Origin of the sequence: Arthrobacter sp. SLBN-83, assembly GCF_006715285.1 — a bacterium.
Lineage (GTDB): Bacteria > Actinomycetota > Actinomycetes > Actinomycetales > Micrococcaceae > Arthrobacter.
On the sequence record NZ_VFMX01000001.1, the window covers coordinates 3,863,134 to 3,889,899 of the forward strand.

Below are 26,766 nucleotides of genomic sequence, written 5' to 3' on the forward strand. Positions count from 1 at the left end.
TCGCGATCAGTTGGGGTTGGGCGAAAAGGTGCGGGCGGCCGCGTCCGTGGTGGTGGTGCGGATCCGGTACAGGCTGGTGGTTGCCGTGAGGTAGAGGTCCTGCCCGTCCGGACCGCCGAAGCACAGGTTGGACACCGTTTCCGGCACGGCGATGGTGTCCAGGAGTTCAAAGGACGGTGAATAGATACGGACCGAAGGGCCGGCCGAGGTCCAGATCCTGCCTTCGACGTCCACCCTCAAGCCGTCTGCCGGATGGCCGTCCTCCAGCTCCAAAGTGCCGGTCCGGTCGCAGCACTGGCCCTGGCCCACACTGTAGGTGGCGATTCGCAGGGGTACTCCATAACTGGGACCGGCGGTGTCCGCGACGTAGAGGACAGACTCATCAGGCGAGAAAGCCAGCCCGTTGGGGTGTACCAGGTCCGTGATGACGGCAGTGAGCGTTCCGGTGGCCGGCTCGAAGCGGAAGACGTTGCAGCCGCCGTACTCCTGCTCGCCCTCGTGGCCTTCCCTTGTGCCCGGCAGGATGCCGTACGGCGGGTCCGTGAACCAGATGCTGGAGTCGCGGGCCACCACCACGTCGTTGGGTGAGTTCAGCCGCCGGCCCTCGAAGGAGTCCACCAGGGCTGTTACGGTCCCTTCGCTGTCCCGCTCCACCCGGCGCCGGCCGTGGCTGCACTGCACCACGCTGCCATCGGCGTCGAGTGTGCGGCCGTTGGTGTATTCGACGCCGACGGCATATTCGCGGGTGCTGCCGGTGGCTGGATCGAACTCAAGAATCCGGTCATTCGGGATGTCGCTCCAGCGCACGGTCTGCGAGGAGGGCACCCACAACGGCCCCTCGGCCCACACCGTGCCTGTGAAGAGGCACTCCAACCCGCCGATGGTCAGTTCGCCAGCCAAGGGAGCTCCTTTGCATTCGGGATGCCTGCCGCCGCCGGAAAACGGCGACGTGGGCGGCGTCCCGGATCGGGAAGCCACGAATCCTATAGGAAAAACTTACCCTAGGCGTGGCCCTGGGTCTGCGGGACGCGCAGGCTGCCGTACCTTTCCATCCGGTGCCACCGCAGGTGGACTCCGGCCACGGCCGTAACTACAGCTTGGATGACCACGAGGTACATCAGCTGCCGGTAGACGAACTGCTGCAGGGGAAGTGTCCAAAGCAGTCCGAGCCGTTCCCGGTCCAGCCTGAACGCGTACGCCGCCATCAGGAATTGAACTGCAAGGAAGACCAGCCACAAAACCGCGATCCGCAGGGGGTCGAGGAAGACGAGTCCGTACAGGGCAAAGACGTCGACGATGGGCGCGAAGAGGGGCAGCAGCACCTGGAGGACCAGCAGGTAGCCAAGCCCGCGGCGGCCCAGCTTTCCGGCTGCCCCGCCCTGCACGACGGCGCCCCGGTGCTTCCACATTGCCTGCAAGGTGCCGTAGCACCAGCGGTACCGCTGCTTCCAGAGGGCGCCAAGGGTCGCCGGCGCCTCCGTCCAGGCCCTGGCATTCTCCTGGTAGACCACGCGCCAGCCATCGCGGCACAGCGCCATGGTCAAGTCGGTGTCCTCCGCGAGGGTATCGTCGCTGACACCCCCCACGTTGCGGAGGGCTTCGAGGCGGAAGGCACCAATGGCGCCGGGGACGGTGGGCATGCACTCAGCGACGTCGAACAACCTGCGGTCCAGGTTGAAGCCCACCACGTACTCGATGTGCTGCCAGGCACCCAGGATGCCTCCCCGGTTAGCCACCTTGGTGTTGCCGGAGATGGCCCCCACGCGGGGATCGGCGAAGGGCTGGATGAGGGCACGCACCGTGTCCGGTTCGAAGACGGTGTCCCCGTCCACCATCACCACCAGATCGTGGCTGGCCGCCTGTATGCCGGCGTTCAGGGCGGATGGTTTGCCGCCATTCTCCTTGCGGATGACGGTCACGCCGGGGAGGCCGAGGGCCTGCACGATGTCCGCGGTTCCATCGGTGGAACCGTCGTCCACCACGATGACCTCAACCGGGTGGGTGGAAGCAACGATGGACCGGACGGCGGCTTCGATACCGGCGGACTCGTTGTAGGCGGGGACTATCACTGTTGCCGGTTCGGTGACCGCCGGGCCCACCATAACGTCCACCCGTCGGCGGCCGCGACCGGCTGAAGGGAGACGGCGTGCAGCACGGCTGTGGCGCGACGCGAAGAACATGACCAGGATGGCCCGGAGGAATGTCACCACGCCGGCGGCAACGAGCCCCAAGGAGATGGCCCAGACCACGAAATCGCTGAGGCGCATACCCCACACCAGCGCGGATCCGCGCAGCTGTTCGATGCTTGAGGCGGGGCGCATGGTGTCAACGCCCACGGCGTCGCCTACCGTGGTGACGCGGTACCCCTGGTCGGCGAAACGGGACAGGGCGGAGTCCAGCGCGGCGACGGTCTGCTCCCTGTCGCCGCCGCCATCGTGCATGAGGACCACCTGCCCCTGCGGGCCTGGCGGTGCCAGGTTGGCTTCGATCGCTTTGGTCCCCGGGGTTTGCCAGTCCTCGCTGTCCAGGCTGCTCAGCACGGTGAGGTAACCCTCATCCGCCAGTCCATGCATTGCGGACCACATGCCGTTCGTTATGGCGCCGTTGCCGGCCGTGTAAGGCGGGCGCAGCAGCGAGGCCGCCTGGCCGGTGACTCCCACAATCGCATCCTGTCCGCCCTGCACCTCCAGTTCGCGGCGCCACTGCGGTGCTGTGCCGAGGTCTGTATGGGTCAGCGTGTGGACACCCACTTCGTGGCCTTCGGCCACAATGCGGCGCAAAAGGTCCGGGTTGTCCACGGCGGCGGAACCAACGACGAAGAAGGTGGCATGGACGTGGTGTTCCCGAAGGACGTCGAGGATTCGGGGGGTCCATACCGGGTCCGGCCCGTCGTCAAACGTCAGGGCAATGGTCCGGTCCGGCGGGCTCACGGTGGTGACGGCGCCGCCACGCGAATCAACCACGGGGCCGCCGTGCGCGAGCGTTGTGGGGACGGAGCCTGCGGCTTTGTCCGGCGGCAGGGAGTCCCCCGGCGCGCCGCCCAGGTGATGGATGTAACCCTGCACTGCGAGGGCGAGGCCCAGGGCCATCAGGGTGGCGAGAAGGACAAACCAATGCGCCCTGACATTGGCGGGGACGTTGCTCTTGGCGGGTCGGGAACCCTTATTCAGGCGGATCATGCTACTGGTGCGCAGGGGCGGTGGGCCGTGTGGTCTGGCCCGGAGCCGAGCCGCTCGCACCGGGAGCGGTGCCACTGGAGCCCGGCGCCGTTCCACTTGAGCCAGGTGCTGTTCCGCTGGAGCCCGGGGCAGTTGCACCGGAAGCAGCGGCGGTCCCGGCCGCTGCCGGCGCTGGAGCCGGAACCGGAGCAGCGGCGGGGGCAGGCGCGGGGGCGGCTGGCGCGGCGGGTACGACGGCGGGACCCGCCACCGGAGGTACGGCAGTAACAGCAGAGGCAGGCAGCGGGACGGCCGCCGGGGACTGCTCAACAACCGGAATAGCCGGCCCGGTCAGGCCGGCCCGTGGATCTACAGGCGGCGGGCTTGACGGAGTTTCGCGCGGCCCGGCGGCGGCCGGCAGGGGCAGGAAAGGCGCGGACACCCCGGAACCGCCAATAAATGCGGCCAGCACCAGGATGACGTAAGCCGCCACCAGCCCGACGACCCCCAGTCCGATCAACTGGATGCGCCGCAGGCGCCGGCCCGAGGCATCAACAAAAACGGGTCCGCGGGCAGATTCGGCGCGCGGCTGATCGGAAGTCTTCTCAGGGGCTTTCATCGAGCATCAACCTTAGGGGGCCCAAAATGCCTACCACAAAACCTACCCCGTCCGTGCCCGGCCCTGCTGGATATGGTCTTCGGATAAAATCGGCTGTCGGCGAGCCTCACTCGCCTTGAATCCCCCTTCAGGGCGGAGGTTGACAGCGTTGTTTTGGAGGGGGAGCAATGAGGCACGCCGCGGTTAGGGGCCGCCGGGCGCAGACCCGGAGCAGCCATGGGCCCAGGCCGGACATCCAGGGCCTTCGGGCGCTGGCTGTAGGGATAGTGGTGATCTACCATCTTCGGCCGGAAGCCCTGCCGGGCGGATTCGTAGGAGTCGACGTATTCTTCGTGGTCTCCGGTTTCCTGATCATTGGCTCCCTTGCAAGGGAAGCGGCGAAGAACGCGTCCATTTCCGTCCTCGACTTTTACGCCCGCCGCATCCGGCGGCTGTTTCCGGCGTCGGCGGTTGTTTTGGCGGCAGTCCTGGCCGGCGCTGTCCTGCTGCTTGCCCCAAGCCGCTGGCAGAACATCTCCTCCGATGTCCTGTTCTCGCTGCTCCAGGTACAGAACTGGCACCAGGCACTTTCCGCCGTGTCCTATGCGGGTGCGACGCAGGAAGTATCTCCGCTGCAGCACTTCTGGTCCCTCGCCGTCGAGGAGCAGTTTTACCTCGTCATCCCGTTCTTCTTCCTTGGCCTGATCGCTGCGGCCCAGTCCGCAGGGCAAAAGGCCGGCCGGTTCATTGTCCCGGCCCTGTCGGGGACTGCCTTGGCGTCGTTCGCTTACAGCATTTACCTGAGCGACCACGAGCACACCATGGCGTACTTTGCCACCACCACCAGAATCTGGGAACTCGCCGTCGGCGGCCTTGCGGCCCTTCTCCCAACCAGGCTGAAGGGCTCCGCCCGTCTTTCCGCGCTCAGCGGGTGGTTGGGCGTCTGTGCCATTGTCGCGCCTGCCTTCCTCTTCAGCACCGACATGGCGTTCCCCGGGAGCATCGCCGCCATTCCAGTGCTCGGCACCGCCATCCTGCTTCGGACGGGCAGCCTGTCCACGGGCGTTTCCTGGTCCGCTTCGAGGGTCCTTGGCATCCGGCCCATGACGTTCGTTGGAGACGTGTCGTATTCCCTGTACCTGTGGCACTGGCCCGTCATCGTTTTCGCAGTGGCACTGCTGGGCCGCACACCGCGCATCAGGGAAGCACTGCTCCTCGCCGTCGTCAGCCTTGTCCTCGCCACCGCCTCCTACCACTTCGTGGAGCAGCGCTTCCGGCACCACGCAGGGCATGCCGGCTGGCGCGCATACCGACGGGTCTATGCGATGGCGCTTTGCGGGGCGATGGTGGTGTCCGTGGCAGCGTGGGCGCCCTGGCAGGTTATCGAGTTCAAGCGCGCGCAGTTGTCCACCGAACTGTCCGACCACGATTACCCCGGTGCGCAGGCGTGGTCTGGCCGGCCCTCGCCGGTGCCCGCCGGCCTGCCCATTCGCCCCGAACCCTCTGTTGCCATGCAGGACGTGCCCGCCACAAGCGCAGGGGCCTGTGGGGTGTACGACCCCACTCTGGTGCCCGACACGGATTGCTGGTTCGGATCAACGGCAGAGCAAAGTGCCCCGGTAGTGGTGGTTGTCGGGGATTCCCATGCCGGCCAGTTCGTGGACCCCCTCATCGCCGTGGCAAGGAAGATTCCGCTCAGGATCCACGCCATGGTGCGCAATGGCTGTCCGTTTGCGCTGACGCCCCCGCGGTCTGCCGCCACCCTGTACACTAACTGCTCGACCCAAAACGCTGTAACGGCGGAAAAAATCGCCGCAGCAAAACCGGACCTTGTCCTGGTTGCCGGGATGCGCGAAGCGGGGTACCGCAAGGCGCTTGGATGGTCCTGGGGGCCGGATGCCCCACTCCTGGATGGTTATGTCCAGTCACTTTCCCGCCTGCGCGCTGCCGGGCTGCGCGTCGCCGTCGTCGCGGACCTGCCATATCCCCAAGGCAACCCCGTGGAATGCGTTCAAAAGCACGCGGACGGCGGCGCCTGTGCCACGCCCGTTTCCGAAGCCCTCATGGACAGCGAGGACGCGCTTGTGTCGGCAGCCGGCCGGATTAACGGCGTCGAAGTTGTGGACCTGTCGAAGCTGTTTTGCCGGGACGGCGTTTGCCCTGCCGTCATCGGCAATGTTTTGGTCTACCGGGACAACCACATGACGAATACCTTTGCGAAGTCACTGGGGCCGGAGCTGGCCGTCGCACTGGGCCTGAGTTAGGGGCGCACGGGAAGCCCTGGCATCTCAAGGAGCAGGCGGGGCCGTGGTGCTTCGGACAATCAGCCGTGTCGGCATCTTGAGTTGGGTGGTTTCAGGCGTCTCGCCATTCATCAGCGCCACCACAAGGGCAGCTGCCGAGGCCCCCATGCGGCTCATGGGCTGGTGCACCGTCGTGAGCGGCAGGGCATGCCGCGCTGCTTCAGGACTATCGTCAAAGCCCACCACCGAAAGCTCACCGGGTACCTGTATTCCCAACTCGCGGGCCACCGCTATGACCACGATGGCAGAGAGGTCGTTGGCAGCGAAGACCGCCGTCGGGCGGTCGTGCCTGCTGAGAAGCCGGTGTGCCGCCTTGCGGGCATATTCGGGGTCGTAATTGCCGACTTCGACCAGGGTTGGGTCGAAGGGAAGGCCGCCTTCGGAGAGGGCGCGGCGGTAACCCGCCTCCCTTGCAATGGCAGAACGGAGGTCGGGCCGGCCGGCAACGAAACCGATCCGCCGGTGGCCCAGGCCCATCAGGAACCTGGTCGCATCACGGGCTCCGCCCAGGTTGTCCGCTTCCACTGTCGGCAGGTCGGCACGGCCGGTGTGCGGGTCCACAGCCACGATCGGCACATCCGCGGTGACGTTCACCACCGTGGGCGTCACCATGATCGCGCCGTCGATGAGGGTGCCGCTTAAGCGGCTGAGCGAGCGCCGTTCCCAGCCCTCGGAGGAGAGCTGGCTCGACCCGCTGTACGCCAACAGGTCGTAGCGGGAACCGCTGAGGGCGGAGCCGACGCCCTTCAGGATCTCGGCACTGAAGGGCTCGAAGTCTGCCACCAGCACTCCGATAACGCCCGTCTTGCGGGAACGCATGCTGCTGGCTACCAGGCTGGACTCATACCCGAGGTCACGCGCGGCTTGAAGGACCCGATGTGTCTCATAACTAGTGATTGGTACGTCGATTCAAGCAGAAGGTTTCGAGACATAGTTATGAGAATCGCCGGACGCAAAGAAAGCCGCGAGATTTCACAGGAACCAGGATCTTAAGGAACAGGGCCGGTGAGACGTCTCGTATCCCAAGAGATACGAGACGGGGAGGGTGAGTTCATTACCCTCGCTTCGGGCCTGGTCAATTCGCGCCATGCGACCCTAAAACAGGGTCAGCCGCCTTCGTTTACAGTGTGGGACTTGTCTCGCTGTATGCGGCTACTTCTAGATGCTGCGGTGCGGGCGGCAATGGCGAGGGTGAAGGCTGTGGCGAGACCCAGAATGGTCCAAGCATAAATTTCCCGGCCCGGGAGGCTGGTCGCCGCGAGCCAGCGGATGGCGTAGTTGGTGGTTGCACCCACGGGGAAGGTAAACACCCAGAAAGCTGGCGTGAACCGGAGCTTGCGGTACTCGGCGAGGAGCATGACCTGCAGGAGCGTCATGATTGCCAGAACGCCGGTGAGGCCGAGCTGCACGGCGCCCATCGGACCGGGGTGTGAGACCATCCACGCGATATTCGCTGTTGCAGGGGCAGCCAGGTATGCGGTGAGTCCGGGCTTGGCTGCGGGTGTCAGTTCGCCACCGGTCATGAGCCGGACGGTGACGACCGTTCCAACGAGAAGCCAAAAGAACATGCCAACACCAAACGTGGCTATGGCGGCATCATGGGCGTGGATGATGGAGAATCCGATGCTGGCGACAAAGGATCCGGCTACGACGGGTAGCAGGTAGCCGGGATGGATGGACTGCATGGATACCCCGCCAGTGACCCAGTGGGCGAGGAGTTGGGCTGCGACGATGGCCAGCGCGGCGATGAACGCGCCACACACCCATAAACCCCAGGGCGGCAAGTACTGGCTGTAGTGGGAGGAAAGCAGGATCCCGACCAATGGAACGAAGGAGGCGAAAGGCCCTGCCACCTCGTGCTTGAGATCAGAACGGAATGTTCCTTTCCGCCGCAGGCCCCGGAACACGTACGTAGCGGTCAGGACCAACCACATCGCCGTGGCTGTTGCGTAGAGAATTTCCTCCGGCCAGAGGGGGGCTGCGAGGTAGCTCCTCGCGGCGGACCAGCCGCCGCCCAGTCCTGCCAGCCCCAATGGAATGCCAAAACGGCTCAGAGCATGCACTCCCGGCTTAGCCGCTGGCGACTGGAGAGGGTCTTGGGTGGCCGGCGCCACGGCAATAGTGCTGGCACTTTGCGTCATCGTGCCAACGCATTCGGTTGATGGGGAAATGCAAGGAGCGGGCGGGCAACGGCGCCAGACAGCAGTGGCATGAATTCTCCTGGTCTCAATCAGGGCGGCGACGCGGATGCTGCGGCCCTCGAAAGTCAGATTAGTGGAGGAGGTTGGAAATTCCAACTTACTTGTATGCTTGGAGAAAGCACTGAAAGCAGGGAAGTCATGAAACCGACCGATATAGCGAAGACGCGGCCTAGGGCATGCTTCATCGCAGCAGGACTTGAGGTGCTGGGTGAGCGGTGGGCACTACTGGCCCTTCGGGAAATGTCCTTGGGGGTCCATCGTTTCGACCAGATAGCCGTCAATACCGGTGCTTCCCGTGACATCCTGACAAGCCGGCTACGGACCTTGGAAGACCACGGCATTATCGAGCGCATCCAGTATTCTGAGCGCCCCCCGCGCCATGAGTACCACCTCACAAAGTCAGGGGCCGAGGTTGCTCCCATCCTCGTATCACTCGCAGCGTGGAGCAGCACCTGGATGCGCGACGAGACACCACGCGCCTCCTACCGGCACAGTTGCGGGGCCAACTTGAAACCGGTGCTGACCTGCGCGGAATGCGGCGAGGAATTTAAAGTGGGCAGCCTAATGCTGGGGCCGCTCGTGTCAGCGGCCGACGTGACCCCCGTGACTTAGTAGAGGAAAATTCGAAAAACTGAACACGCCTAGGTCGTCCCCTGCATCCGCACGAACCATCGAATGTTGACATGACGCACATCAAGAGGAGTTAGATGTCCGGTAATCCAGCGGCAGTGACACTCGAAATTGTTGACTATGAAGACCCAAGAGCAGTCCGCCTACGGGGGCTGCTAACCAACGAGCTTCTCGCCCGCTACGCTACCGAAAAGGAGCCACAGCTTTCCGAAGCTGCCAGGGAAGCCTTGTCCGTGCCACCACAGGATTTCATTGCCAACGTGCTGGTACTCAACGCCGTCGGTGAACCCATAGCGCACGGTGCTCTTCGCCAGTTGAACGGCCAGTGGGAGGTCAAGAGGGTCATTACAGACCCTGCAGCCAGAGGTACTGGCGCAGCCACCGTACTCATGGCTGAACTTGAGAGGATTGCCGCCCGCGCCGGCGCCCGCCGCGTTATCCTCCAAACCGGCGGCAAGCAGGCCGAAGCTGAAGCCCTTTACCGGAAACTTGGATACCAGCGGATACCAACCTACCCTCCCTACGAGCACGCCATCCCGACTTCAATCTGCTTCGCAAAACATCTTGAGCCTATGCCGCCCCCATCCATTGTCGGCCTGGAATAGACATCCGACCGCGGACAGAAAGCGTCCATCTCTGACGTGGGCTATTCGTCTCGCTCCAACCACGACAGTGGCCCTTTCGTAAGCCACGGCCGATTGGCTACGGCACAACTACAAGGCGGGAAGGAAAGTGCTTCCAAAACCAAAGCCCGTAGCTACGTGCACCTAGGGTGTCTCGAAACCCCCATTGCCTCAAAACGCTAGGGATACGGCACACAGCAGCGTGTAGCGTTCAGTTCATGCCAGTCCATAAAAGTGACAGAGGGGCACAGCTTCGTGAGTATTTGAACGATGCCCGCGAAGCAATCTTGTGGAAATGTGAGGGCTTGAGTGATGCCCAGGCGCGTACTCCCCTTACTCAGACGGGCACGCATGTCATGGGCCTACTGCTCCACCTTGCCGTCACCGAATCCCAGTACCTCATCTCATGTGTTGGGCGGAAATTAAGAACCCCGTTATCAGGGGCGTTATCGCATCCGAGGACGCTCAGGCAGATTTCCTCCCGCCGTCGGATATGACGCTGGCCGACGCGGTGGAGATTTATCGGTAAACAACGGCCGCGGCCGATGCAGTGCTCGACGAATTGGAACTGGATTCACCGGCCGTGGTGCCGTGGTGGGTAAACCATCGGCACACTTCGGTGGAACGCCTTGTGGTGCATATGATCGCTGAGTCTCACCGTCATGCCGGCCATTTGGACATCGTGCGGGAGCAGTTGGACGGTTTCGTCGGTTTGCGCCCCTCAGCGCCGAACATCCCAGATCTCTCGCCCGAACAGTGGGAAGAGCAGCGTCTGCGGATGAACGAGCTAGCCGACAAGGCTTAGTGCATCGTCGGTCTTTGTGGGCCGTCCGGCTTGTGCAGGGGACTATGGATATTTTGTGCAGACGACTTCGGAAAACGACAACGGCGGCCCCATGGCAAGGAGAAACAGAGTGCTACGAATAGGAATCCTGGGTGCAGCAGGAATTGCGCCCGCTGCAATAATCCGGCCCGCCGCGCGCCGTTCCGACGTCAAGGTGGTGGCCGTGGCATCCCGTAGGGAGGAGCGTGCCCGGCAGTTTGCGGAGCGCCACGGAATTGACCGCTCCTACGGGGATTACCCGCAGATGCTTGCCGATACCGGGGTGGACCTGGTCTACAACGCGCTCCCGCCCTCCGAGCACGCCAAATGGTCAATCGCGGCCCTTGAGGCGGGTAAGCATGTGCTGTGCGAGAAACCGTTTGCGATGAACGCAGAAGAGGCCGCCCGGATGATCGAAGCGGCCCACTCGACGGGCTGCCGGCTCATCGAGGCCTTCCACGACCGTTACCACCCGCTGAGCATTGAACTCGATGCCGTCAAGGCTTCGGGGGCGCTCGGCGGGATCACGATGCTGCGGGCGGACTTTTCCGCCTCGAACCCGTTCAATCCGGCATCGCTGCGGCATGATCCCCAGTTGGGCGGCGGGTCGCTGATGGACCTGGGGTGCTACCCCGTCCACTGGGTGCGTGCGTTTATGGGCGAGGAACCAACCGTGCTTGGGGCGAGCGCGTCGCTCAATCCCCTCGGCGCGGACCTCAGCATCAGCGCTGACCTGCAGTTCCCTTCGGGAGCACAAGCGCTGGTCACCTCGGCGATGGTCGAACAGGCACAGCACCTGAACTCTTCGCTTGAGGTAACCGGCACCGGAGGACAGTTGCGCGTCAACAACATGGTCTTCCCCTCCCGGGGACATTCCATCACCCTTACCACCGAGGGCTTGGAACGCACCTGGACGGTGAGGGGGTTCGAGACTTATGACCACCAGCTCGAGGCTGTCGTCGATGCTCTTCAAACGGGCCGCGAACTGCCCACGGAGGGGTCCGACTGCCTGGCCAACATGAAAATCATTGACGCAATCTACCAGGCCGCAGGGGTTGGCCGCTGACCCTGGTGGTGGCTTGGCGCGGTCTGGGAGCAGTGTTCAAGACCGGCTGGGCCCTTCGCCCCTATAGGCCAGGCCCGCCCAAGGAAAGACTTGATGCATGCAGTCCGCCGTTACCTGGAGGTGGGTGTCATGTCGGAAACGAACCTGAGGGGAACCGCCAGGGCTTTGCCGCGCATTGCCTGGCCCGTGTTCCTCGTCGGCGCGATACTGCTGCTGTCCCTCGGGAACCCGGCAGTCTACGGTGTCGGCGTTCCCGTTGCCGCTCTAATTTTGGCGCTCATCGTGCCCACATCCCGGCCCCGCTGGGCCGGACATCCTGACTGGCCCGACGTCGGCGCCATAGCCGCGCTCTACGTGGGCGTCGTGGCCCTCTTTTGGCTGGCGTTCAGGGTCTTCACCCAGGGAAACACCCTGGGGCTGTTCCTGTCGTTCGCTGCCGGCATGCTCCTCGGTGTCCTCGGTCCCATCGGGTACAACACGTGGATCCGGCGGCGGTCCCTGGCCGCTTTGGGGATCAGCCGCACAAACCTGGGCCAGGCGTTTGCCTTGGGACTCGTCCTCGCAGCGGTGCAATTCGTCATCACCCTTTGGGGGTACCCGCTTCCGCGCCCCGTCGACTGGGTGCCCCTGGCGGCCCTCGCCATCACCGTCGGGTTCTTCGAGGCAGTCTTCTTCAGGGGCTTCGTCCAGGCGCGCCTCGAAGCCAGCTTCGGCCCGGTCCCGGGTGTGGCCGGCGCCGCCGCACTGTACGCCGCTTATCATGTCGGCTATGGCATGGCTTGGTCTGAGACGCTCTTCCTTTTCGGCCTCGGAGTGGTCTACGCGGTGGCCTTCAGCGTCGCCCGGAACCTCATCGTCCTCTGGCCCCTGCTGGTCCCCCTCGGCTCCTTTTACAACAACCTGCGGGGAGGGTCCATCCAAATGCCGTGGGAGGCGATCCTGGGGTTCGTGGACGTCTTGGGCCTGATGGTGGCCGCCGTGTGGTTCGCCGCGAGGCATGAGCGGCGGCTCGGCTTGGCTGGAGTGCGGGAGTCCAGGAATTCCAAAGTGAAGCGTTATGGCGTACGACGGCGGGACTAATGACCCGGGGGCAGGCTTTGGTTAGGATCGAGGTTCTACGGTCAGTCAATTGAGGACCCGGCACTCTTCGTCGCCGCCAGCAGCGTGAGGCACAGGGCGCCGGCCGGGCAGAGAGGCCACCATGGACGCCACCCAGTCCACGCAATACCCGCTGGATCCCTTTCCCCACTATGAGCGCATGCGCGCGGCCGCGCCGGTCTTCCATGACGAACCATCTGGAAGCTGGCACGTGTTCCGGTACAACGACGTTCAGCGGGTGCTGTCCGAGCACGCAACGTTCTCCTCACGCATGGGCGGCGACGCACCCTCAGGTTCCGGCCAGTTGTTCGCGTCAAGCCTGATCACGGCAGATCCTCCGCGGCACCGGCAGTTGCGTTCCCTGGTCACCCAGGCTTTCACACCGAGGGCAGTCGACGCGCTGGCCCCCCGCATCTCCGCTCTCACGGACGAACTGCTGGAAGGGATCGCGGCGCGGGGTGGCAGCGCAGACCTGATCCAGGACCTGGCCTACCCGTTGCCGGTCATCGTGATCTCCGAACTGATGGGCATTCCGGCGCAGGACCGTGAGCGCTTCAAGCACTGGTCGGACACCATTGTCAGCCAAACACGGACCGGTCCGGGCAGCGGCAGCCAGGACTCCACCACCTCGGAAATGGTCGAGTACTTCCTGGCCCTGATCGACCAGCGCAGGAGCCGTCCGGGTGAGGATCTGATCAGCAGCCTGCTGTCTGCCGAGATTGAGGGTCAAAAACTCTCGGTGCCTGAACTGCTGGGCTTCTGCGCTTTGCTGCTGGTCGCCGGCAACGAGACCACCACAAACCTGATCGGCAACGCCGTCCTATGCCTGGCCGAATCGCCCGGTACCCTTGAGCGCCTCCTGAAGGAGCCGGCCTTGTTACCCCAGGCCCTCGAAGAGGTTCTGCGCTTTCGCTCCCCCGTCCAGTCGATGTACCGGGTGAGCGTAGCGGAGACCGAGGTGGGCGGCGCACGCATCCCGGCCGGGGCACCAATCGTGGCGTGGATCGGCTCGGCCAACCGGGACGAGCGGCAATTTGAGCGGGCGGCCGAGTTCGACGTCGACCGCAGCCCGAACCGGCATGTGGCATTCGGCCACGGCATCCATTTTTGCCTGGGCGCACCACTGGCCCGACTCGAGGCGAAGATCGCACTGGCTGCCCTGCTGTCCCGACTGCCCGGGCTGTCCCTAGCAGCCGGAGCCCAGCTGGAGCGCATGGAAAGCACCATCGTCTACGGGTTGAAGGAACTTCCCATCACCTGGCAGCCGGCCTGACCTTGCAGGGGCAGTGGCTGTCTCCCACGCCAGTCGTTGCTTACTCGGCTGTACCCGTTTTCGTGGCGTAAGCAGTGGCTTGCGCACGTACCTTGCGGATATAGGCGTCGGACTGGTTGTAGGCGTAGATGGCATCCGTCCACCCCTGTGCGGTAGTCAGGTCCCGGCCGTGGCTGCAAAGATACGTGGCCGCGCTGAGGGCTGCGTCGTCGATATTGAACGGGTCTGCTGTTCCGTCCCCGTTCCCGTCCATTCCTGCAAGACGCCAAGTGGAGGGAATGAACTGCATGGGACCCACCGCGTGGTCCCAGTTGGCGTCGCCATCCAGTGCACCGGCGTCGGTATCGGGGATGGCGGCGAAACCTGCCCCGTTGAGGCTCGGGCCCACGATCGGCCCACTGGCCTGGCCGGAGGCGTCCAGGCTGCCGCCACCATAGGTTCCGTGGCCTGATTCGACGAAGCCGATGGCGGCCAGCGTATTCCAGCCGATTCCGCAGTGCGGCGAGGAGTCATTGGCGGTTACGGCCGCAGCAACATAGGCCCGCAGGGCACGGGCAGGGATTCCGGTGCCGGCGGAAGCCCCTCGAAGCCATTCGGCGTCGGGACTGCGGGTCACGTTCACGGCGGTGCTCATGCCACGAGTTCCGCTTCCAAGGGTCACCGCCGCCCGCGGCGGCGCCGAAAGCGCCACCCGGGCTTCCGCCCCGGGCTGACCCATGGCCCAAAACGAGAAAACCGCACTGGCACAAACCACGAACAGGCTGAAAACTATGAAGCGTCTTACACGAAGCACTGACTAATCAAACCACCCAATCCACCGGCCGAAAGCGTCACCGCGTGGGATCGATCATTGTCATGCCGGCGACGTTCGCCTTGTCGAAATGTGGGAGCATCTTGGCGGCCTCCTCCACCCGATAATGCGCTCGATCAGCTTCTGTGGTTCCAGCGCCCCCGATGCGATCAGGGCGAGCATTCCGGGGTAATCCGCCGCTGCCATGCCGTGACTGCCGAAGACATCCAGTTCCCAGGCAATGACACGGGCCATGGGCACCCGCGGATGCCCCTCCACCGGCGGGAGGAGGCCGATTTGGACGTGCCGGCCGCGGCGGCGAAGGCTAAGCAGCGCGTCGGCGCAAGTCTGCTCACTGCCTACGGCGTCAATGGAGACGTGGCTTCCACCCGTGATGGCCTGCACCTGTGAGGGGATGTCCGGGCCGTCGGCGACCAAGCTGTGGTCGGCCCCAAGGGATGCCGCCACCTCAAGGGCGCCCGGGTTCCGGTCCACGGCGACTACCTTGCCACCGAGCGCCTTCGCAATCATGACGGCGCTGAGGCCCACGCCGCCGGCTCCGACAATGGTGACCCACTCCCCGCGGGCAAGACCTGCCCTGCCGGTGAGTGCACGGTATGCCGTGGCAAAACGGCAGCCCAGGCTTGCCGCCGCCTCGAAACTGACTCCCGCCGGGATTGCGACAAGGTTCGTGTCCGCCGCGTGAATGACCACTTGCTCGGCGAAGGAACCCCAGTGGGTGAAACCCGGTTGCTGCTGTTCTGGGCAGACCTGCGCGTTACCCCCACGGCACCACTCGCATGCTCCGCAGCCCTCGACGAAGGGCGCCGTCACCCTGTCGCCGACCGCCCACTTTGTCACCCCTGCGCCCACGGCGGCGACGACGCCGGCGAACTCATGGCCCGGGACATGCGGCAGCACGATGTCGTCGTGGCCGGCCCAGGCGTGCCAGTCGCTGCGGCAGAGGCCGGTGGCGGCAACGGTCACCAGGACACCGCCTGCCGGCAGCCCGGGTACGGCCACCTGTTGGACAGCCAGCGGACCTGCGATCCGGTCCATGACGATTGCACGCATAAAATCCAGCCTAGAGGACGTTGATTGCAACAATGATGCCGATGGTGATGGCCGCTACGAGCCCCAGCATCATGTAGAGCCCGGCCTTCATGGTGCTCGTCTGGACGGAAGCCCCCGTTTCTGGAAGGACGGCCTGCCAGGCCTTGATGGTTTCGAGCCCCTCGTAGTAGGAAAACATCATCAAGGCACTCCCGGCGAGGCCTGCCACACCGCCCAATCCCCCTGCGCCGCTCATTGCAGCACCGGCGGAACCGGCGCGGTTGAGGGCTGTGCGGTCCTTGAAGTCGGCGACAGCCGCCTTTATCTCCGCCTTCTGCTCCGGCGACGGGTCCGGCGACATTGACGCCCCCACCCCCAGCACGTCATACGCACGGCCCTGGGCTGTCACCACCATCGTTCCCATGCTGGTGAACCGGAATGACGCCTGCTGCACAGGCAAAGAGAGCACGCTCACGCCTGCGGCATCCACCATGCGGAAAATCCCTGCGGAATCCATACTGACAATTACGGGCACCGTCTTGGCTCCGTTGATCTTGCTCTTCCGCCAGTACAGCAGGGACTTCATCGGTGTTGCGGAAACGTGTGGTGGCATTGTCATGACCACAGCTTAGGCAGCCCCCAGCCCAAGTGCCCGAAAGGGACACGGGGAGAACTCCCCCTGGCCATGACCGGTACCATCAGGCATGGGCAGGAAGAACTACCTGATCGAAGGCGGCTCTGGAACCGGCAAGACTGCAGTCTGCAATGAACTGCGGCGGCGCGGTTATCAGGCCATCAACGGCGACCGCGAACTCGCCTATCAAGGTAACCCGGAAACCGGCGAACCGGTTGGGGAAATTAGCGGAGTCGCCGTACACGGGCACCACCTCTGGAGAGTGGACCAGGTCAGGGCGTTGGCCGCGGACCAGCGGGAAGCGGTGACCTTCTTTTGCGGCGGCTCACGGAATCTCGCAAAATTCATCGATCTCTTCGATGCCGTCTTCGTTCTGGAGGTGGACCTTGAAACGTTGAAGCGACGGCTAGACCAGCGCCCGGAGGACGAATGGGGAGGACGGCGGACAGAACGGGACCTGATCGAGCACCTGCACCAAACACGGGAAGAAATCCCGCCTGGCGGCATCGCGATCGACGCCACCGCGCCGCTCGCACGCGTCGTGGACGACATCCTGCGGCGCGTCCAGTCAGCCGGGCTGGCCTAGTCGTCTGTCCAGACATGCTCCCTGACAGCCCGGTCAGCGCACAACCGTGCGGTGACCGGCATCAATCCGTTTGGTCCAGCCCCGCGAATCGAGGTGCTCCAGCAGTGGAATCGCAATCCGGCGTGTGGTGTCCAGCGCCTGGCGTGCCTGGCTGGTGGTGAAGGGCTGGGCCAGGCCGGCAAGCGTGCGCATCGCGAGTGCCGGCGCCGTGGGAAGCAGCACCACCCCGTCGCGCAGCCGCAGCAACCGTCCCGTGCGTTCTGCGGCGGCCAGTTCCCGTGCGCCCAGGCCCAGGGCGGCCAGTTCATCAGCTTCCGGGGCGTGGAACGCGGTCGCGCTCAGCCTGCGCTCCAACTGGACGATCGCCGGCTCGATGGGACCAAGGTTGTCATGGCTGCCCGGCAGCCGGACATGGCCACCCTCCTGCTCCAGCTCCGCCCCTTGGATGACGTGGGAAAGCAGCTTCTCCTCAGGCAACCTGAGCAGGTCCCGCGCCGCGCCCATGGAGAGGCCCGGGGCCAAGGGGTCCTTCTCCTGCAGCGCCTCGACGGCAGCGCGCAGCCGGTGCTGCCATGCCTCCAGGACAGGGGCATGCACCCACCAGTCACCGAAAACCCGCACACCCTGCGGGGCCTCCGTGCCGTGCCCGGGCAGCAGCCCAAGCTTGCGGAGATGATCCACCTGGACCGCTCCGCGGGCCGCTACTTCCCCCAGAATGTCTCCTGCGGGATCCATGCCCGAGAGCCGTTCAGCCCAGTGCGCGCCGTCACCGCGCCGCCGCAGCTCCGGTGGGTCGGCGTCAAGAATACGTGCCCCACCCAGGACCGAGCGGCTGCCGGGGTCGCGCAGCACCAGCCGGTCCCCGAGAACCAGGGGCAAGGGCCTGTCGAGGACCAGCCGGGCGTGGTCTGCCCCGAAGGGACGCAGCCGCGCCGGCACCGATGCCGTGCCGACATGCACCATGATTTGCTCGGGCACGTCGGTGTAGGCCACTCCAGTCGTGCGGTGGATGCCTACGACGCCGGTGGTGGGCCAGGCCTCGGGGGTCACCAGTGCATCCCCGCGCCTGATGTCCGTTGCGGCTACATCGCGCAGGTTCAACGCCACCCGGCTGACCGGCTCCACCGAGGTGTATGAGGTGTCGCGGCTTTGCAGGCCACGGACCACCACCGGCCGGGACTCCGAGTGACCCAGCAGTTCCAGCCGGTCCCCCTGGGCGAGTGTGCCGGCTGCCAGTGTTCCGGTGACCACCGTTCCGGAACCGGTAATCGTGAACGACCGGTCCACCCACAACCGGACCCTCCCAGTGGTGGTGGGGGCAGGCACCTGGGCCAGGACGCCGTCGAGCGCTGTACGCAACTCAGCCAGGCCGGTGCCGTCGATGGCCGAAACAGCGATGGCTGGAGCATCCCGCAGCCCGGTCCCTGCCAACTCCGTGCGGGTCCGCGACAGCACATCGGCGGCCCGCTGCGCGGATGCCCGGTCCGCGCGGCTGAGCACTACAACGCCGTGTTCAATTCCGAGCGCGGCCACCGCATCGCGATGGTCGCTCGACTGGGCCTGCCAGCCCTCGTCCGCAGCCACGACGAAGCACACCACCGGCGCCGGTCCAATGCCCGCAAGCATGTTGCCAAGGAAGCGTTCGTGGCCGGGAACGTCAACGAAGGCAACGTCCTGGCCTGACGGCAACCTTGTCCATGCATAGCCCAGGTCAATCGTCAGCCCGCGGCGCCGCTCTTCCTCCCAGCGGTCCGGTTCCATGCCGGTAAGGGCGCGGACCAGGGTACTTTTCCCGGAATCGACATGTCCGGCCGTGGCAACGACGTGCACGGTTCAGCCCGCCCTGCCTGCGTCTGCCGCGTCGAGGGTTGCCAATGCCTGGCGTACGGCGTCAAGAATCCGGTCGTCGTCGGCGGGCGGCACACAGCGCAGGTCGATCAGGCAGGCGCCGTCGTGGACCCGTGGCAGCACGGCAGGGTCGCCGGTGCGCAGGCGTCCAGCAATTCCCTCGGGCAGCCGGAGCGCCCACCCCGGCAGCGGGAAGCCGGGGGCACCGCCGCCGCCCACCCGGCCGTCATGGGCCTCCACAGGTACCCCGAGGGCTTCGGCGAGCCTGTCAGTACGGCGCCGCAATTGTTCGACGTCGGCGTGCAGCGCTTCTACCACCGGCGGCGGCCCACCAGCGACAGTCGCCTCCAGGGCGGCCAGGGCAAGCTTGTCCGCCCGGACCGCACGGGCCAGCGGGTGGCGGGCCAGCCTGCTGATGATCTCCTTGCGGCCCAGCAGCAGGCCCGCCTGGGGGCCGCCCAGCAGTTTGTCACCGCTGGCAATGACGACGTCGGCCCCGCTTGCCAGGGCGGAGGCAACATCCGGCTCGTCGGGCAGGTAGGGATCGGGAGCAAGCAGCCCACTGCCCAGGTCAGCCACGAGTGGTATTCCGTGTGCCGCAGTCAGGCGGCTCAGGTCGTCAATCGGAACTGAGGACGTGAAGCCGTCCACCCGGAAGTTGCTCGGGTGCACCTTGAGGATGCAGCCCGTGTCCGGTCCGAGGGCGCCCGCGTAGTCATGCAGGTGGGTGCGGTTGGTGGTGCCCACCTCGTGGAGCACCGCGCCCGTCGACTCCATCAAATCGGTCAGCCGAAAGCCTGCACCGATCTCGACGAGTTCCCCCCGGCTCACCACCACTTCCCGGCCCGCGGCCAGGGCTGTGGTGGCCAACACCAATGCTGCAGCGCCGTTGTTGACTACCAGGGCGTCCTCGGCGGCGGGACAGGCGGCGAGGAGGGCAGCCCGGGCGCCGGCACCGCGGTGGGAGCGGCTGCCGTCTGCCAGGTCCAGCTCCACGTCAACGTAGCCGCTGGCGGCGACAAGGGCTTCCACCGCGGCTGCGGAAAGCGGGGCGCGGCCAAGGTTCGTGTGCACGATGACGCCCGTTGCGTTCAGCACCGGACGGAGGGTTGTTGCTTTCTGTGAAGCGACGGCGGCCAGCAGGGCAGGTTCCACCTTGCCGGGAGGGAGGTCACCGCGCCGGGCCTGCTCCAGGACCTTCCGGACGAGTTCGCGGACGACGCGCTCATTGAGCCGCGTCCGGGCCTCGCGGACGGCCGGCAGCGCCAGCAGGTCGTTCGTGCGGGGAATCAGCCGCCGGGGATCGACCTGGTCCACAGCCCTCCTCTTTTCACGGCAATCACGCCGGTAGTTTGGCGGTGGCGGACGGGAATCGAACCCGCCAGGCCGAGATGCTCAGCCTCACCGGTTTTGAAGACCGGGGGGCCCACCAGGACCCGGACGCCACCGCGCCTCAATATAGCAGGGTTAACCGGAGGGGTACGCTTGGCGGGTGAATGAGGCCCAGACATCAGTCCAGCAAGTTGATGATGGTGTTGCCGGTGCACTCCGGCTCACCGACTATGCCCACGGTGGGGGCTGCGCCTGCAAAATTCCGCCCGGTGAACTCGAGGACGCGGTCCGTGGCCTGATCGGCCAGCCTGGCGCGGAGGTCCTGGTCGGCCTGGACAGTGGCGACGACGCCGCGGCCGTCCTGGTCCGCGATGATCTGGCCGTCCTTACCACAGCTGACTTTTTTACTCCCGTGGTCAACGATGCTTTTGACTGGGGCAGGATTGCGGCCGCCAATGCCCTCTCGGACATCTACGCGATGGGTGGCAAGCCGGTCACGGCGATCAACCTTGTCGGCTGGCCCCGCGGTGTCCTGCCCATGGAATTGATGACCGAAGTCCTCCGCGGGGGGCTGAGCGTGGCGTCCCAGGCGGGCTGCCCGGTGCTCGGCGGCCACTCCATTGACGATCCTGAGCCGAAGTACGGCATGGCCGTTACTGGCGTCGCCCACCCCGACCGGCTGCTCCGCAACGACGCCGCCCAGCCCGGACTGCCGATCACGCTCACCAAGCCACTCGGCGTCGGACTCCTCAATAACCGGCACAAGCAGACCGGTGAGGTATTCGCTGAAGCGGTGGAGACGATGGCGGCCCTCAACCGGGACGCAGCCGACGCCGCGGTTGCCGCCGGCGTCCGGGCCGCCACCGACGTGACGGGCTTTGGCCTGCTGGGACACCTTCACAAGATGGTCCGCGCCTCGGAAGTGGGCGCGGTGATCGATCTGAAGGCCGTTCCGCTGATCGAGGGCGCGCGGGAGGCCCTCCGCGACGGTTTCGTCTCCGGCGGGACCCGGCGCAACCTCGATTGGGTGCGGCCGCACTTGGGCCCAGCCGCGGGTGTCACCGAAGACGACCTGCTGCTTCTGGCCGACGCCCAGACCTCAGGCGGCCTGCTGGTGATCGGCGAGCTGCCGGGCTACCCCGTGATCGGCCACACCACCGCTGGGCGGGGCATCGAGGTCCGCTGACCCCGGCTGCCCCCTCAGCTGGCGGTGGTGATCGCGTCCCCGGTCACCCCGGCAGCACGGCGGGCAGCGAGCCGGTTCTTCTGGGGTTCGATGGTGTACCGCGGATCCCTGGCAGAGGCGAGGCCCGCTTCGAACACGCCGAAGCGGGTCAGTGCCGAAGCGGACAGCAACGCCAATCCTGAAACTGCCGCCACCACGCGGTTGCGTCCGGCGAACAGTGTCCCCAGGCCACCGGCCAACGCCAACCGCTCGCTCCACTTCAGCATGGTGCCCGCCTTGCCCTGGTGCAGGGGTTCCGCGGCCACCGGGTCCATCCGGCGCTCCATCACCTTCATGGCAGCGACGTCGCCCAGCACGCCGAGCACGGCCAGTTTCCGGGCGGGCCCTGTCTCGTGGGTGGGTGTGGTGACCATGGCGAGCCCGGCAGAAGCGAGGCAGGCCGAACTGACGAAGACGAATGGCAGTTCCTCGTGCGCGGCGTTCCACGTCGGAGTGGCGGTGTCCCCGAGCAGGACGGCCGTGTAGGCGGCCAGTGGCCCGGCGAAGACCGCCGCTTCGACGCCTGCTGTGCCTTCAACTGCATGCAGGACCTTCCGCAACGGACCCAGTGGAAGCCGGCTTCCGGTCATCCGGTCAATTTCCGCGACCGCCGTCACGGCCGTGCCCGCGCTGAAGGCGCTGAGGATCCATGAGCCAACACTCATGGGCGACGTCACCTTGAAGGTCCGCAGCATGTGCAGGAAACGCTCCGGCCTGCCCAGATCCTTCACCAGGGCAACGGCACCGGCGCTGACTGCTGCCAAGGCGCCCAGCCGGGCGTTGCGGCGCAGGATAGGCCGGCCGGTCAGCTGCCCGCCAAGGCCAAGGAGGGCCGATCCGCCTGCCACGCCACCCAGGAAGAGGTAGATGGCCACGTCGTCGCCCCATGGAGCCGGCTTGACCACTGGACGGCCGTAGTACGAGGTGAACTCGGGCTCCGGCACCATGGGCATTTCCCGTGAACCGTCACCATTGTCGCGGCGGCGGCCGGTGCCGCGCTTGCCGCCCTCCCGGCGGCGCCGGGCAGGCTCTGATGGACGGAAGCTGTCGAACTCTGAGAGGGTCACGCCCGTCCTCCCAGGAAGGCCAGTGCAGCGGCCGCGGCCATGCCCGCCACGGCCACTCCGGCCCGGCGGTACATCTTCGGCAAGTCTGCAGTGGGAACCCGCGGGTCCGGCGGAAGCCCGTACACTTCCGGTTCGTCGAGCAGCAGGAAGACCGATCCAGTTCCGCCGACGCCGTCGTTTTCGTTCGCGCCGTAAAGCCTTGCTTCGGTCATGCCCTGCGCATGCAGGGTGGCCACCCGTTCCCGGGCCGTCTCCACCATGTCATCGTGGTCGCCGAACTTGATGGACGTCGTCGGACATGCCTTGGCACACGCCGGCGTCTGGTCATCAACCAGCCGGTCGTAGCACAGAGTGCACTTCTGGGCGATGCCCTCGTTGGGGACGGCGGGAGGCTTGGCGTGCTGTTCTTCCCTGCTGCTGGCAACCTTGACCGTGCCGTTGCTGCGGCGCTCGATCACGCCGAAGGGGCACCCGGCCACGCAGGTTCCGCAGCCGTTGCAGACGTCATCCTGGACCACGACAGTACCGAACTCGGTGCGGAACAGCGCCCCGGTGGGACAGACGTCAAGGCAGCCGGCGTGGGTGCAGTGCTTGCAGACATCCGAGGACATCAGCCACCGGAAGTCAGCGGTGTCCGGCGGGGTGGTATCAGCGTCCGCCAGGTCCGTGACGGGCGCTGCCGCGGCCGGAGGACCAATTCGCGGCATGCCCAGGCTGACCAAGGCGCGGCCTGATTCCCGTGCCTCGACAATCCGTTCCTGGCCCTGTTCGATGAAGGCGACATGCCGCCAGGTGCTGGCACCCAGCGACCCGGTGTTGTCGTAGGAGGACCCCAGCAGTTCCAGGTTTCCGTCCTGCGGGTTGTGGTTCCACTCCTTGCAGGCAACTTCGCAGGCCTTGCAGCCGATGCAGATCGAAGTGTCGGTGAAGAACCCCTTGCGCGGATGGTTGTGCTCCCAATGGGCATCGGCGGTGGGGTCGGTCGGTCCGGACAGCTGGCCCATCTAGTCCTCCGTCGTCGGGTCGGTGTCCGGAGCGCCACCGGCGGGCGGCGTTCCGGGCGGGACAATGTGTGCTTCGGCTGAAGCGGCGGGGAACGGGCTCATCAATGCTTCCCACCCTCGGCGCTGCCCTTTTTATCCGGGCGGGGTTCGATCCCTTCCGCCGCGGGATCGGTGACGGCGCGGTTGCCGGTCTCGGTGGTTACGCCGGCCCGTTCCTGATACTCAGCAACCAAGGCCAGCAGATCCTCCCCGCGGGGCCGGCGGCCCGGCCGGATGTCACAGGACGCCACCTTCGATTCCTGGATCTGGACGTTGGGATCCAGCGTCACCCCCAGCAGGTCGTTGGCGGCGTCGCCGCTGACGACGGCATTGCTGCCGACGCCCCAGTGGTAGGGCAGCCCGATCTGGTGCACCGTGTGGCCGCCAACCTTGAGGGGTGCCATGCGGTCAGTCACCAACACTTTTGCCTCGATGGCGGAGCGCGCCGAAATGATCGTGGCCCAGCCATAAGGTTCCAGACCCCGTTCGGCCGCCAGCTGGGGCGAGACCTCGCAGAACATCTCCGGTTGCAGCTCGGACAGGTACGGAAGCCAGCGGCTCATTCCGCCCGCGGTGTGGTGCTCGGTCAGCCGGTACGTGGTGAAGACGTAAGGGTAGACGTCGGAGCCACTGGTCCCTGCGCTGGGCGCAGTCAGGTTGTCCTTGCGGGGGAACACCAGCCGCGCGGGGTTCTGCTGCTGCGGGTACAGCGCATTGGCCACCGGTGATTCCTGTGCCTCGTAGTGCGTGGGCAACGGTCCGTCCATGAGGCCCTTCGGCGCAAACAGCCAGCCCTTGCCGTCAGCCTGCATGATGAAGGGATCATCTCCGCTGAGGGCAGCTGGACCACCAACCGAGGGGTCGGGGTGGCTGCCCGGAGCGCGGTCAACCGGGAAGTCGGGCACGTCGTCTCCGACCCATTTACCCTGTTCCTGGTCCCACCAGATGTATTTCTTCCGCTCGCTCCACGGCTTACCGTCGGGGTCGGCCGAGGCGCGGTTGTAGAGAATCCGGCGGTTTGCCGGCCAAGCCCAGCCCCATTCCGACGCCGCCGGTCCCTGTTCCTGGCCCGGCTTACGGTTGGCCGCATGGTTGAAGCCGTCAGCGTAAACACCGGTGTAGATCCAGCAGCCGCCAGACGTGGAACCGTCGGCCTGCATCTCCGTGTAGGAGGACAGGGGTTTCCCGGCGTCCGGACCCGTCAGGTGACGGCCGTTGATCTCCGCAAGCACCGACTCGGCGTCGGGATCGCCGTGTTCGTCCGTGGGATAGTCCCATGTCAGGTCGAGCAGCGGACGGTCGCGCTCGTCCTGGGAATCAGCGAGTTTCTCCCGGATCCGTTTGCCCAGTTCGAAGAAGAACTGCAGTTCGCTTTGGCACTCCCCTGGCGGTGCGACCGCCTGGTGACGCCACTGCAGCAGCCTTTGGGTTTGCGTGAAGGATCCTGCTTTCTCCACGTGGGTTGCTGCCGGCATGAAGAACACCTCGGTCTCAATGTCTTCGGTGCGCAGCTCCCCCGATTCAATCTCCGGACCGTCTTTCCACCAGGTAGCGGATTCGATGAGGTTCAAATCCCGAACCACAAGCCACTTCAGGTGCGACATGCCCAGCCGCTGCATCCGGCCATGGGCCGAACCAACCGCGGGGTTCTGTCCGAGGATGAAGTATCCCTCCACCTCGTCCTCGAGCATGCCCATAACGGTTTCGTACGTACCGTGGGCTCCGGTCAGCCTCGGAATGTAGTCGTAGGCCCAGTCGTTGTCCGCGGTGGCGGCGTCGCCCCACCATGCCTTCAGAAGGCTGATGGTGTAGGCGTCGGCGTTAGCCCAGTAACCCTTTTGCTGCTTCGACCCAATAACGGACAGATACTCTTCGAGGCTGTCATGGCGGCCCGCGCTAGGCATGGGCAGGTACCCGGGCAGCAAGTTGAACAGCGTCGGGATGTCGGTGGAACCCTGGATGCTGGCATGTCCGCGCAGGGCCATGATTCCACTCCCTGGACGTCCAACGTTTCCAAGCAGGAGCTGCAGGATGGCGGCGGCACGGATGAACTGCGTGCCCAGCGAGTGCTGGGTCCAGCCGACGGCATACGCGAAACAGGTGGTCCTGTCGCGTCCGGAGTTCTCCGTGATGGTGCGCGCCAGGTACTCAAAGTCGTCCACGCTGATGCCACACATGTCCTGCACCATCTCCGCCGTGTAACGGGCGTAGTGCCGCTTCACGATCTGGAAAACGGTGCGTGGGTCCTGGAGGGTATCGTCACGCTGGACTTCGGCATGCTCCAAGGGCGGGCCACCGCTGCCATACGAATGGCCTGTAGCGCGCGCCGTCCCATTGGCTCCGTGTTCCGACCCCGGCCCGGGCTCGTCGATGGCGCCGTCCTCGCGTTCGGCGTATGCCCATGACGACGTGTCGTAAGCACCCTTCTCCGGATCGAAGCCGGAGAACAGCCCGCCCAGATCCTCGGCATCGCGGTAATCGTCGTGGACCAAAGTGGCAGCGTTCGTGTAGGCGCTGACGTACTCCTTGAACCAGAGATCATTGCTGATGACGTAGTTAATGAGCGCGCCAAGAAGCACGACATCCGAGCCGGCCCGAATGGGGATGTGCTTATCCGAGACCGCTGACGTGCGCGTGAAGCGGGGATCGACGTGGATGACCTTCGCTCCGCGTGCCTTCGCCTCCGCCACCCACTGATAGCCCACAGGGTGGCACTCGGCCATGTTGGAACCCTGGATGACGATGCAGTCGGCGTTGGCCATGTCCTGCAGTGATTGCGTTGCACCACCGCGTCCAAACGAGGCTCCCAAACTGGGAACCGTGGCGGAGTGTCATATGCGGGCCTGGTTCTCGGTCTGCACCGCCCCTGCAGCCGTAAAGAGCTTCTTGATCAGGTAGTTCTCTTCGTTGTCCAGTGTTGCGCCGCCCAGCGAGGCGATGCCCATGGTGCGGCGCAGCAGCCGGCCTTGGTCGTCTTCCTGCTGCCAGGTCCTGCGGCGCGACTCGATGAATCGGTCAGCCACCATATCGATGGCCTTTTCGAGGTCCAGATGTTCCCACTCGGTGGAACGCGGCGCACGGTAGAGCACCCTGGTCTGCCGGCCCGGCGAATTGACCAGCTGCTCGCTGGCAGAGCCTTTGGGGCACAGCCGGCCGCGGGAAATGGGTGAATCCGGATCGCCCTCGATCTGGACTACCTTTTCGTCCTTCACATAAACGCGCTGTCCGCAGCCGACGGCGCAGTAGGGACAAACGCTCTGCACCACACGGTCAGCTGTGGCCGTGCGGGGAGCTATTGCCTTGGTCTTGGCCGATGTGACCGCTGGGCCACGGCCCAGCAGGTCGCCCGTGCTCAGCTGACGGACGACCGGCCATTGAAGAAAACTTCGCGGTGCCATTTCTGGAGCTTACCCCG

At 65.5% G+C, this 26,766-nt stretch carries 20 protein-coding genes, 1 tRNA gene and 3 pseudogenes; 10 read left to right on the forward strand and 14 right to left on the reverse strand.

Annotation, left to right across the window (positions count from 1 at the left end):
• Positions 1 to 6: 6 nt before the first annotated feature.
• The 3 genes from FBY30_RS18105 to FBY30_RS20735 form a co-directional block, all read right to left on the reverse strand.
• A complete protein-coding gene (locus tag FBY30_RS18105) occupies positions 7 to 900 on the reverse strand; it encodes an SMP-30/gluconolactonase/LRE family protein (RefSeq protein WP_142133970.1) in 894 nt (297 codons plus the stop codon).
• 101 nt (positions 901 to 1,001) lie between these two features.
• On the reverse strand, positions 1,002 to 3,179 hold the full coding sequence (locus FBY30_RS18110; RefSeq protein WP_142133971.1) for a bifunctional polysaccharide deacetylase/glycosyltransferase family 2 protein: 2,178 nt from the start codon (positions 3,177 to 3,179) through the stop codon (positions 1,002 to 1,004).
• 1 nt (position 3,180) lies between these two features.
• Positions 3,181 to 3,777 (reverse strand): hypothetical protein, encoded by a 597-nt coding sequence (locus tag FBY30_RS20735; protein WP_160141493.1) that lies wholly within the window; start codon positions 3,775 to 3,777, stop codon positions 3,181 to 3,183.
• A 167-nt stretch (positions 3,778 to 3,944) separates the two neighbouring features.
• Here FBY30_RS20735 and FBY30_RS18120 point away from each other — a divergent pair, with 167 nt between their 5' ends.
• A complete protein-coding gene (locus FBY30_RS18120) occupies positions 3,945 to 6,020 on the forward strand; it encodes an acyltransferase family protein (protein WP_142133972.1) in 2,076 nt (691 codons plus the stop codon).
• A 24-nt stretch (positions 6,021 to 6,044) separates the two neighbouring features.
• Here the strand turns inward: FBY30_RS18120 and FBY30_RS18125 are convergent.
• Positions 6,045 to 6,938 (reverse strand): annotated as a pseudogene (locus FBY30_RS18125) (LacI family DNA-binding transcriptional regulator); the annotation flags it as partial.
• A 227-nt stretch (positions 6,939 to 7,165) separates the two neighbouring features.
• Complete coding sequence (locus FBY30_RS18130; RefSeq protein ID WP_142133974.1) at positions 7,166 to 8,200, reverse strand: TDT family transporter; 1,035 nt, start codon at positions 8,198 to 8,200, stop codon at positions 7,166 to 7,168.
• Positions 8,201 to 8,398: 198 nt separating this feature from the next.
• Here FBY30_RS18130 and FBY30_RS18135 point away from each other — a divergent pair, with 198 nt between their 5' ends.
• From FBY30_RS18135 to FBY30_RS18165, 7 genes and pseudogenes are all read left to right on the forward strand, one after another.
• Positions 8,399 to 8,872, forward strand: a complete 474-nt coding sequence (locus FBY30_RS18135; RefSeq protein ID WP_142133975.1) for a winged helix-turn-helix transcriptional regulator — start codon at positions 8,399 to 8,401, stop codon at positions 8,870 to 8,872.
• Positions 8,873 to 8,988: 116 nt separating this feature from the next.
• On the forward strand, positions 8,989 to 9,495 hold the full coding sequence (locus FBY30_RS18140) for a GNAT family N-acetyltransferase (RefSeq protein WP_160141494.1): 507 nt from the start codon (positions 8,989 to 8,991) through the stop codon (positions 9,493 to 9,495).
• A gap of 236 nt (positions 9,496 to 9,731) precedes the next feature.
• Positions 9,732 to 10,010 carry a mycothiol transferase gene (locus tag FBY30_RS21265; RefSeq protein WP_142133977.1) on the forward strand — a complete coding sequence of 93 codons (279 nt, stop codon included), beginning with the start codon at positions 9,732 to 9,734 and terminating at the stop codon, positions 10,008 to 10,010.
• A gap of 50 nt (positions 10,011 to 10,060) precedes the next feature.
• Positions 10,061 to 10,318 (forward strand): annotated as a pseudogene (locus tag FBY30_RS21145) (mycothiol transferase); the annotation flags it as partial.
• Positions 10,319 to 10,427: 109 nt separating this feature from the next.
• On the forward strand, positions 10,428 to 11,402 hold the full coding sequence (locus FBY30_RS18155) for a Gfo/Idh/MocA family protein (protein ID WP_142133979.1): 975 nt from the start codon (positions 10,428 to 10,430) through the stop codon (positions 11,400 to 11,402).
• A 93-nt stretch (positions 11,403 to 11,495) separates the two neighbouring features.
• Positions 11,496 to 12,482, forward strand: a complete 987-nt coding sequence (locus tag FBY30_RS18160; protein ID WP_142133980.1) for a CPBP family intramembrane glutamic endopeptidase — start codon at positions 11,496 to 11,498, stop codon at positions 12,480 to 12,482.
• A gap of 121 nt (positions 12,483 to 12,603) precedes the next feature.
• On the forward strand, positions 12,604 to 13,773 hold the full coding sequence (locus FBY30_RS18165; RefSeq protein ID WP_142133981.1) for a cytochrome P450: 1,170 nt from the start codon (positions 12,604 to 12,606) through the stop codon (positions 13,771 to 13,773).
• A 40-nt stretch (positions 13,774 to 13,813) separates the two neighbouring features.
• Here the strand turns inward: FBY30_RS18165 and FBY30_RS18170 are convergent, their stop codons facing one another.
• The 3 genes and pseudogenes from FBY30_RS18170 to FBY30_RS18180 form a co-directional block, all read right to left on the reverse strand.
• Positions 13,814 to 14,407 (reverse strand): lytic transglycosylase domain-containing protein, encoded by a 594-nt coding sequence (locus FBY30_RS18170; protein WP_442858289.1) that lies wholly within the window; start codon positions 14,405 to 14,407, stop codon positions 13,814 to 13,816.
• Positions 14,408 to 14,603: 196 nt separating this feature from the next.
• Positions 14,604 to 15,637, reverse strand: a pseudogene (locus FBY30_RS18175) (zinc-binding dehydrogenase).
• 10 nt (positions 15,638 to 15,647) lie between these two features.
• Positions 15,648 to 16,235, reverse strand: coding sequence for a hypothetical protein (locus FBY30_RS18180; protein ID WP_235009489.1), 588 nt, complete (start codon positions 16,233 to 16,235; stop codon positions 15,648 to 15,650).
• An 85-nt stretch (positions 16,236 to 16,320) separates the two neighbouring features.
• On the opposite strand from FBY30_RS18180, the gene FBY30_RS18185 reads away from it, so the two are divergent.
• The gene (locus FBY30_RS18185; protein ID WP_142133983.1) at positions 16,321 to 16,836 is read left to right on the forward strand and encodes an AAA family ATPase; all 516 of its coding nucleotides are present in this window, start codon (positions 16,321 to 16,323) and stop codon (positions 16,834 to 16,836) included.
• 33 nt (positions 16,837 to 16,869) lie between these two features.
• Here the strand turns inward: FBY30_RS18185 and selB are convergent, their stop codons facing one another.
• The 3 genes from selB to FBY30_RS18200 all read right to left on the reverse strand — a co-directional run bounded on the left by selB (position 16,870) and on the right by FBY30_RS18200 (position 20,132).
• Positions 16,870 to 18,666, reverse strand: coding sequence for a selenocysteine-specific translation elongation factor (gene selB / locus FBY30_RS18190; RefSeq protein WP_142133984.1), 1,797 nt, complete (start codon positions 18,664 to 18,666; stop codon positions 16,870 to 16,872).
• Positions 18,667 to 18,669: 3 nt separating this feature from the next.
• Entirely contained in the window at positions 18,670 to 20,001 is a 1,332-nt protein-coding gene (selA, locus tag FBY30_RS18195; protein ID WP_142133985.1) for an L-seryl-tRNA(Sec) selenium transferase, read from the reverse strand.
• Between the two features lie 36 nt (positions 20,002 to 20,037).
• Positions 20,038 to 20,132: transfer RNA gene (locus FBY30_RS18200), tRNA-Sec, on the reverse strand.
• A 44-nt stretch (positions 20,133 to 20,176) separates the two neighbouring features.
• On the opposite strand from FBY30_RS18200, the gene selD reads away from it, so the two are divergent.
• On the forward strand, positions 20,177 to 21,202 hold the full coding sequence (gene selD / locus FBY30_RS18205) for a selenide, water dikinase SelD (protein ID WP_142133986.1): 1,026 nt from the start codon (positions 20,177 to 20,179) through the stop codon (positions 21,200 to 21,202).
• A 14-nt stretch (positions 21,203 to 21,216) separates the two neighbouring features.
• Here selD and nrfD read toward each other — a convergent pair whose 3' ends face one another.
• From nrfD to fdh, 3 genes are all read right to left on the reverse strand, one after another.
• Positions 21,217 to 22,308, reverse strand: coding sequence for an NrfD/PsrC family molybdoenzyme membrane anchor subunit (gene nrfD / locus FBY30_RS18210; RefSeq protein WP_142133987.1), 1,092 nt, complete (start codon positions 22,306 to 22,308; stop codon positions 21,217 to 21,219).
• The gene (locus FBY30_RS18215) at positions 22,305 to 23,312 is read right to left on the reverse strand and encodes a 4Fe-4S dicluster domain-containing protein (RefSeq protein ID WP_142133988.1); all 1,008 of its coding nucleotides are present in this window, start codon (positions 23,310 to 23,312) and stop codon (positions 22,305 to 22,307) included. The genes nrfD and FBY30_RS18215 overlap by 4 nt, the downstream gene beginning before the upstream one ends.
• Positions 23,313 to 23,413: 101 nt before the next feature.
• Complete coding sequence (gene fdh, locus FBY30_RS18220) at positions 23,414 to 26,749, reverse strand: formate dehydrogenase (protein ID WP_142133989.1); 3,336 nt, start codon at positions 26,747 to 26,749, stop codon at positions 23,414 to 23,416.
• Between the last annotated feature and the right edge of the window lie 17 nt (positions 26,750 to 26,766).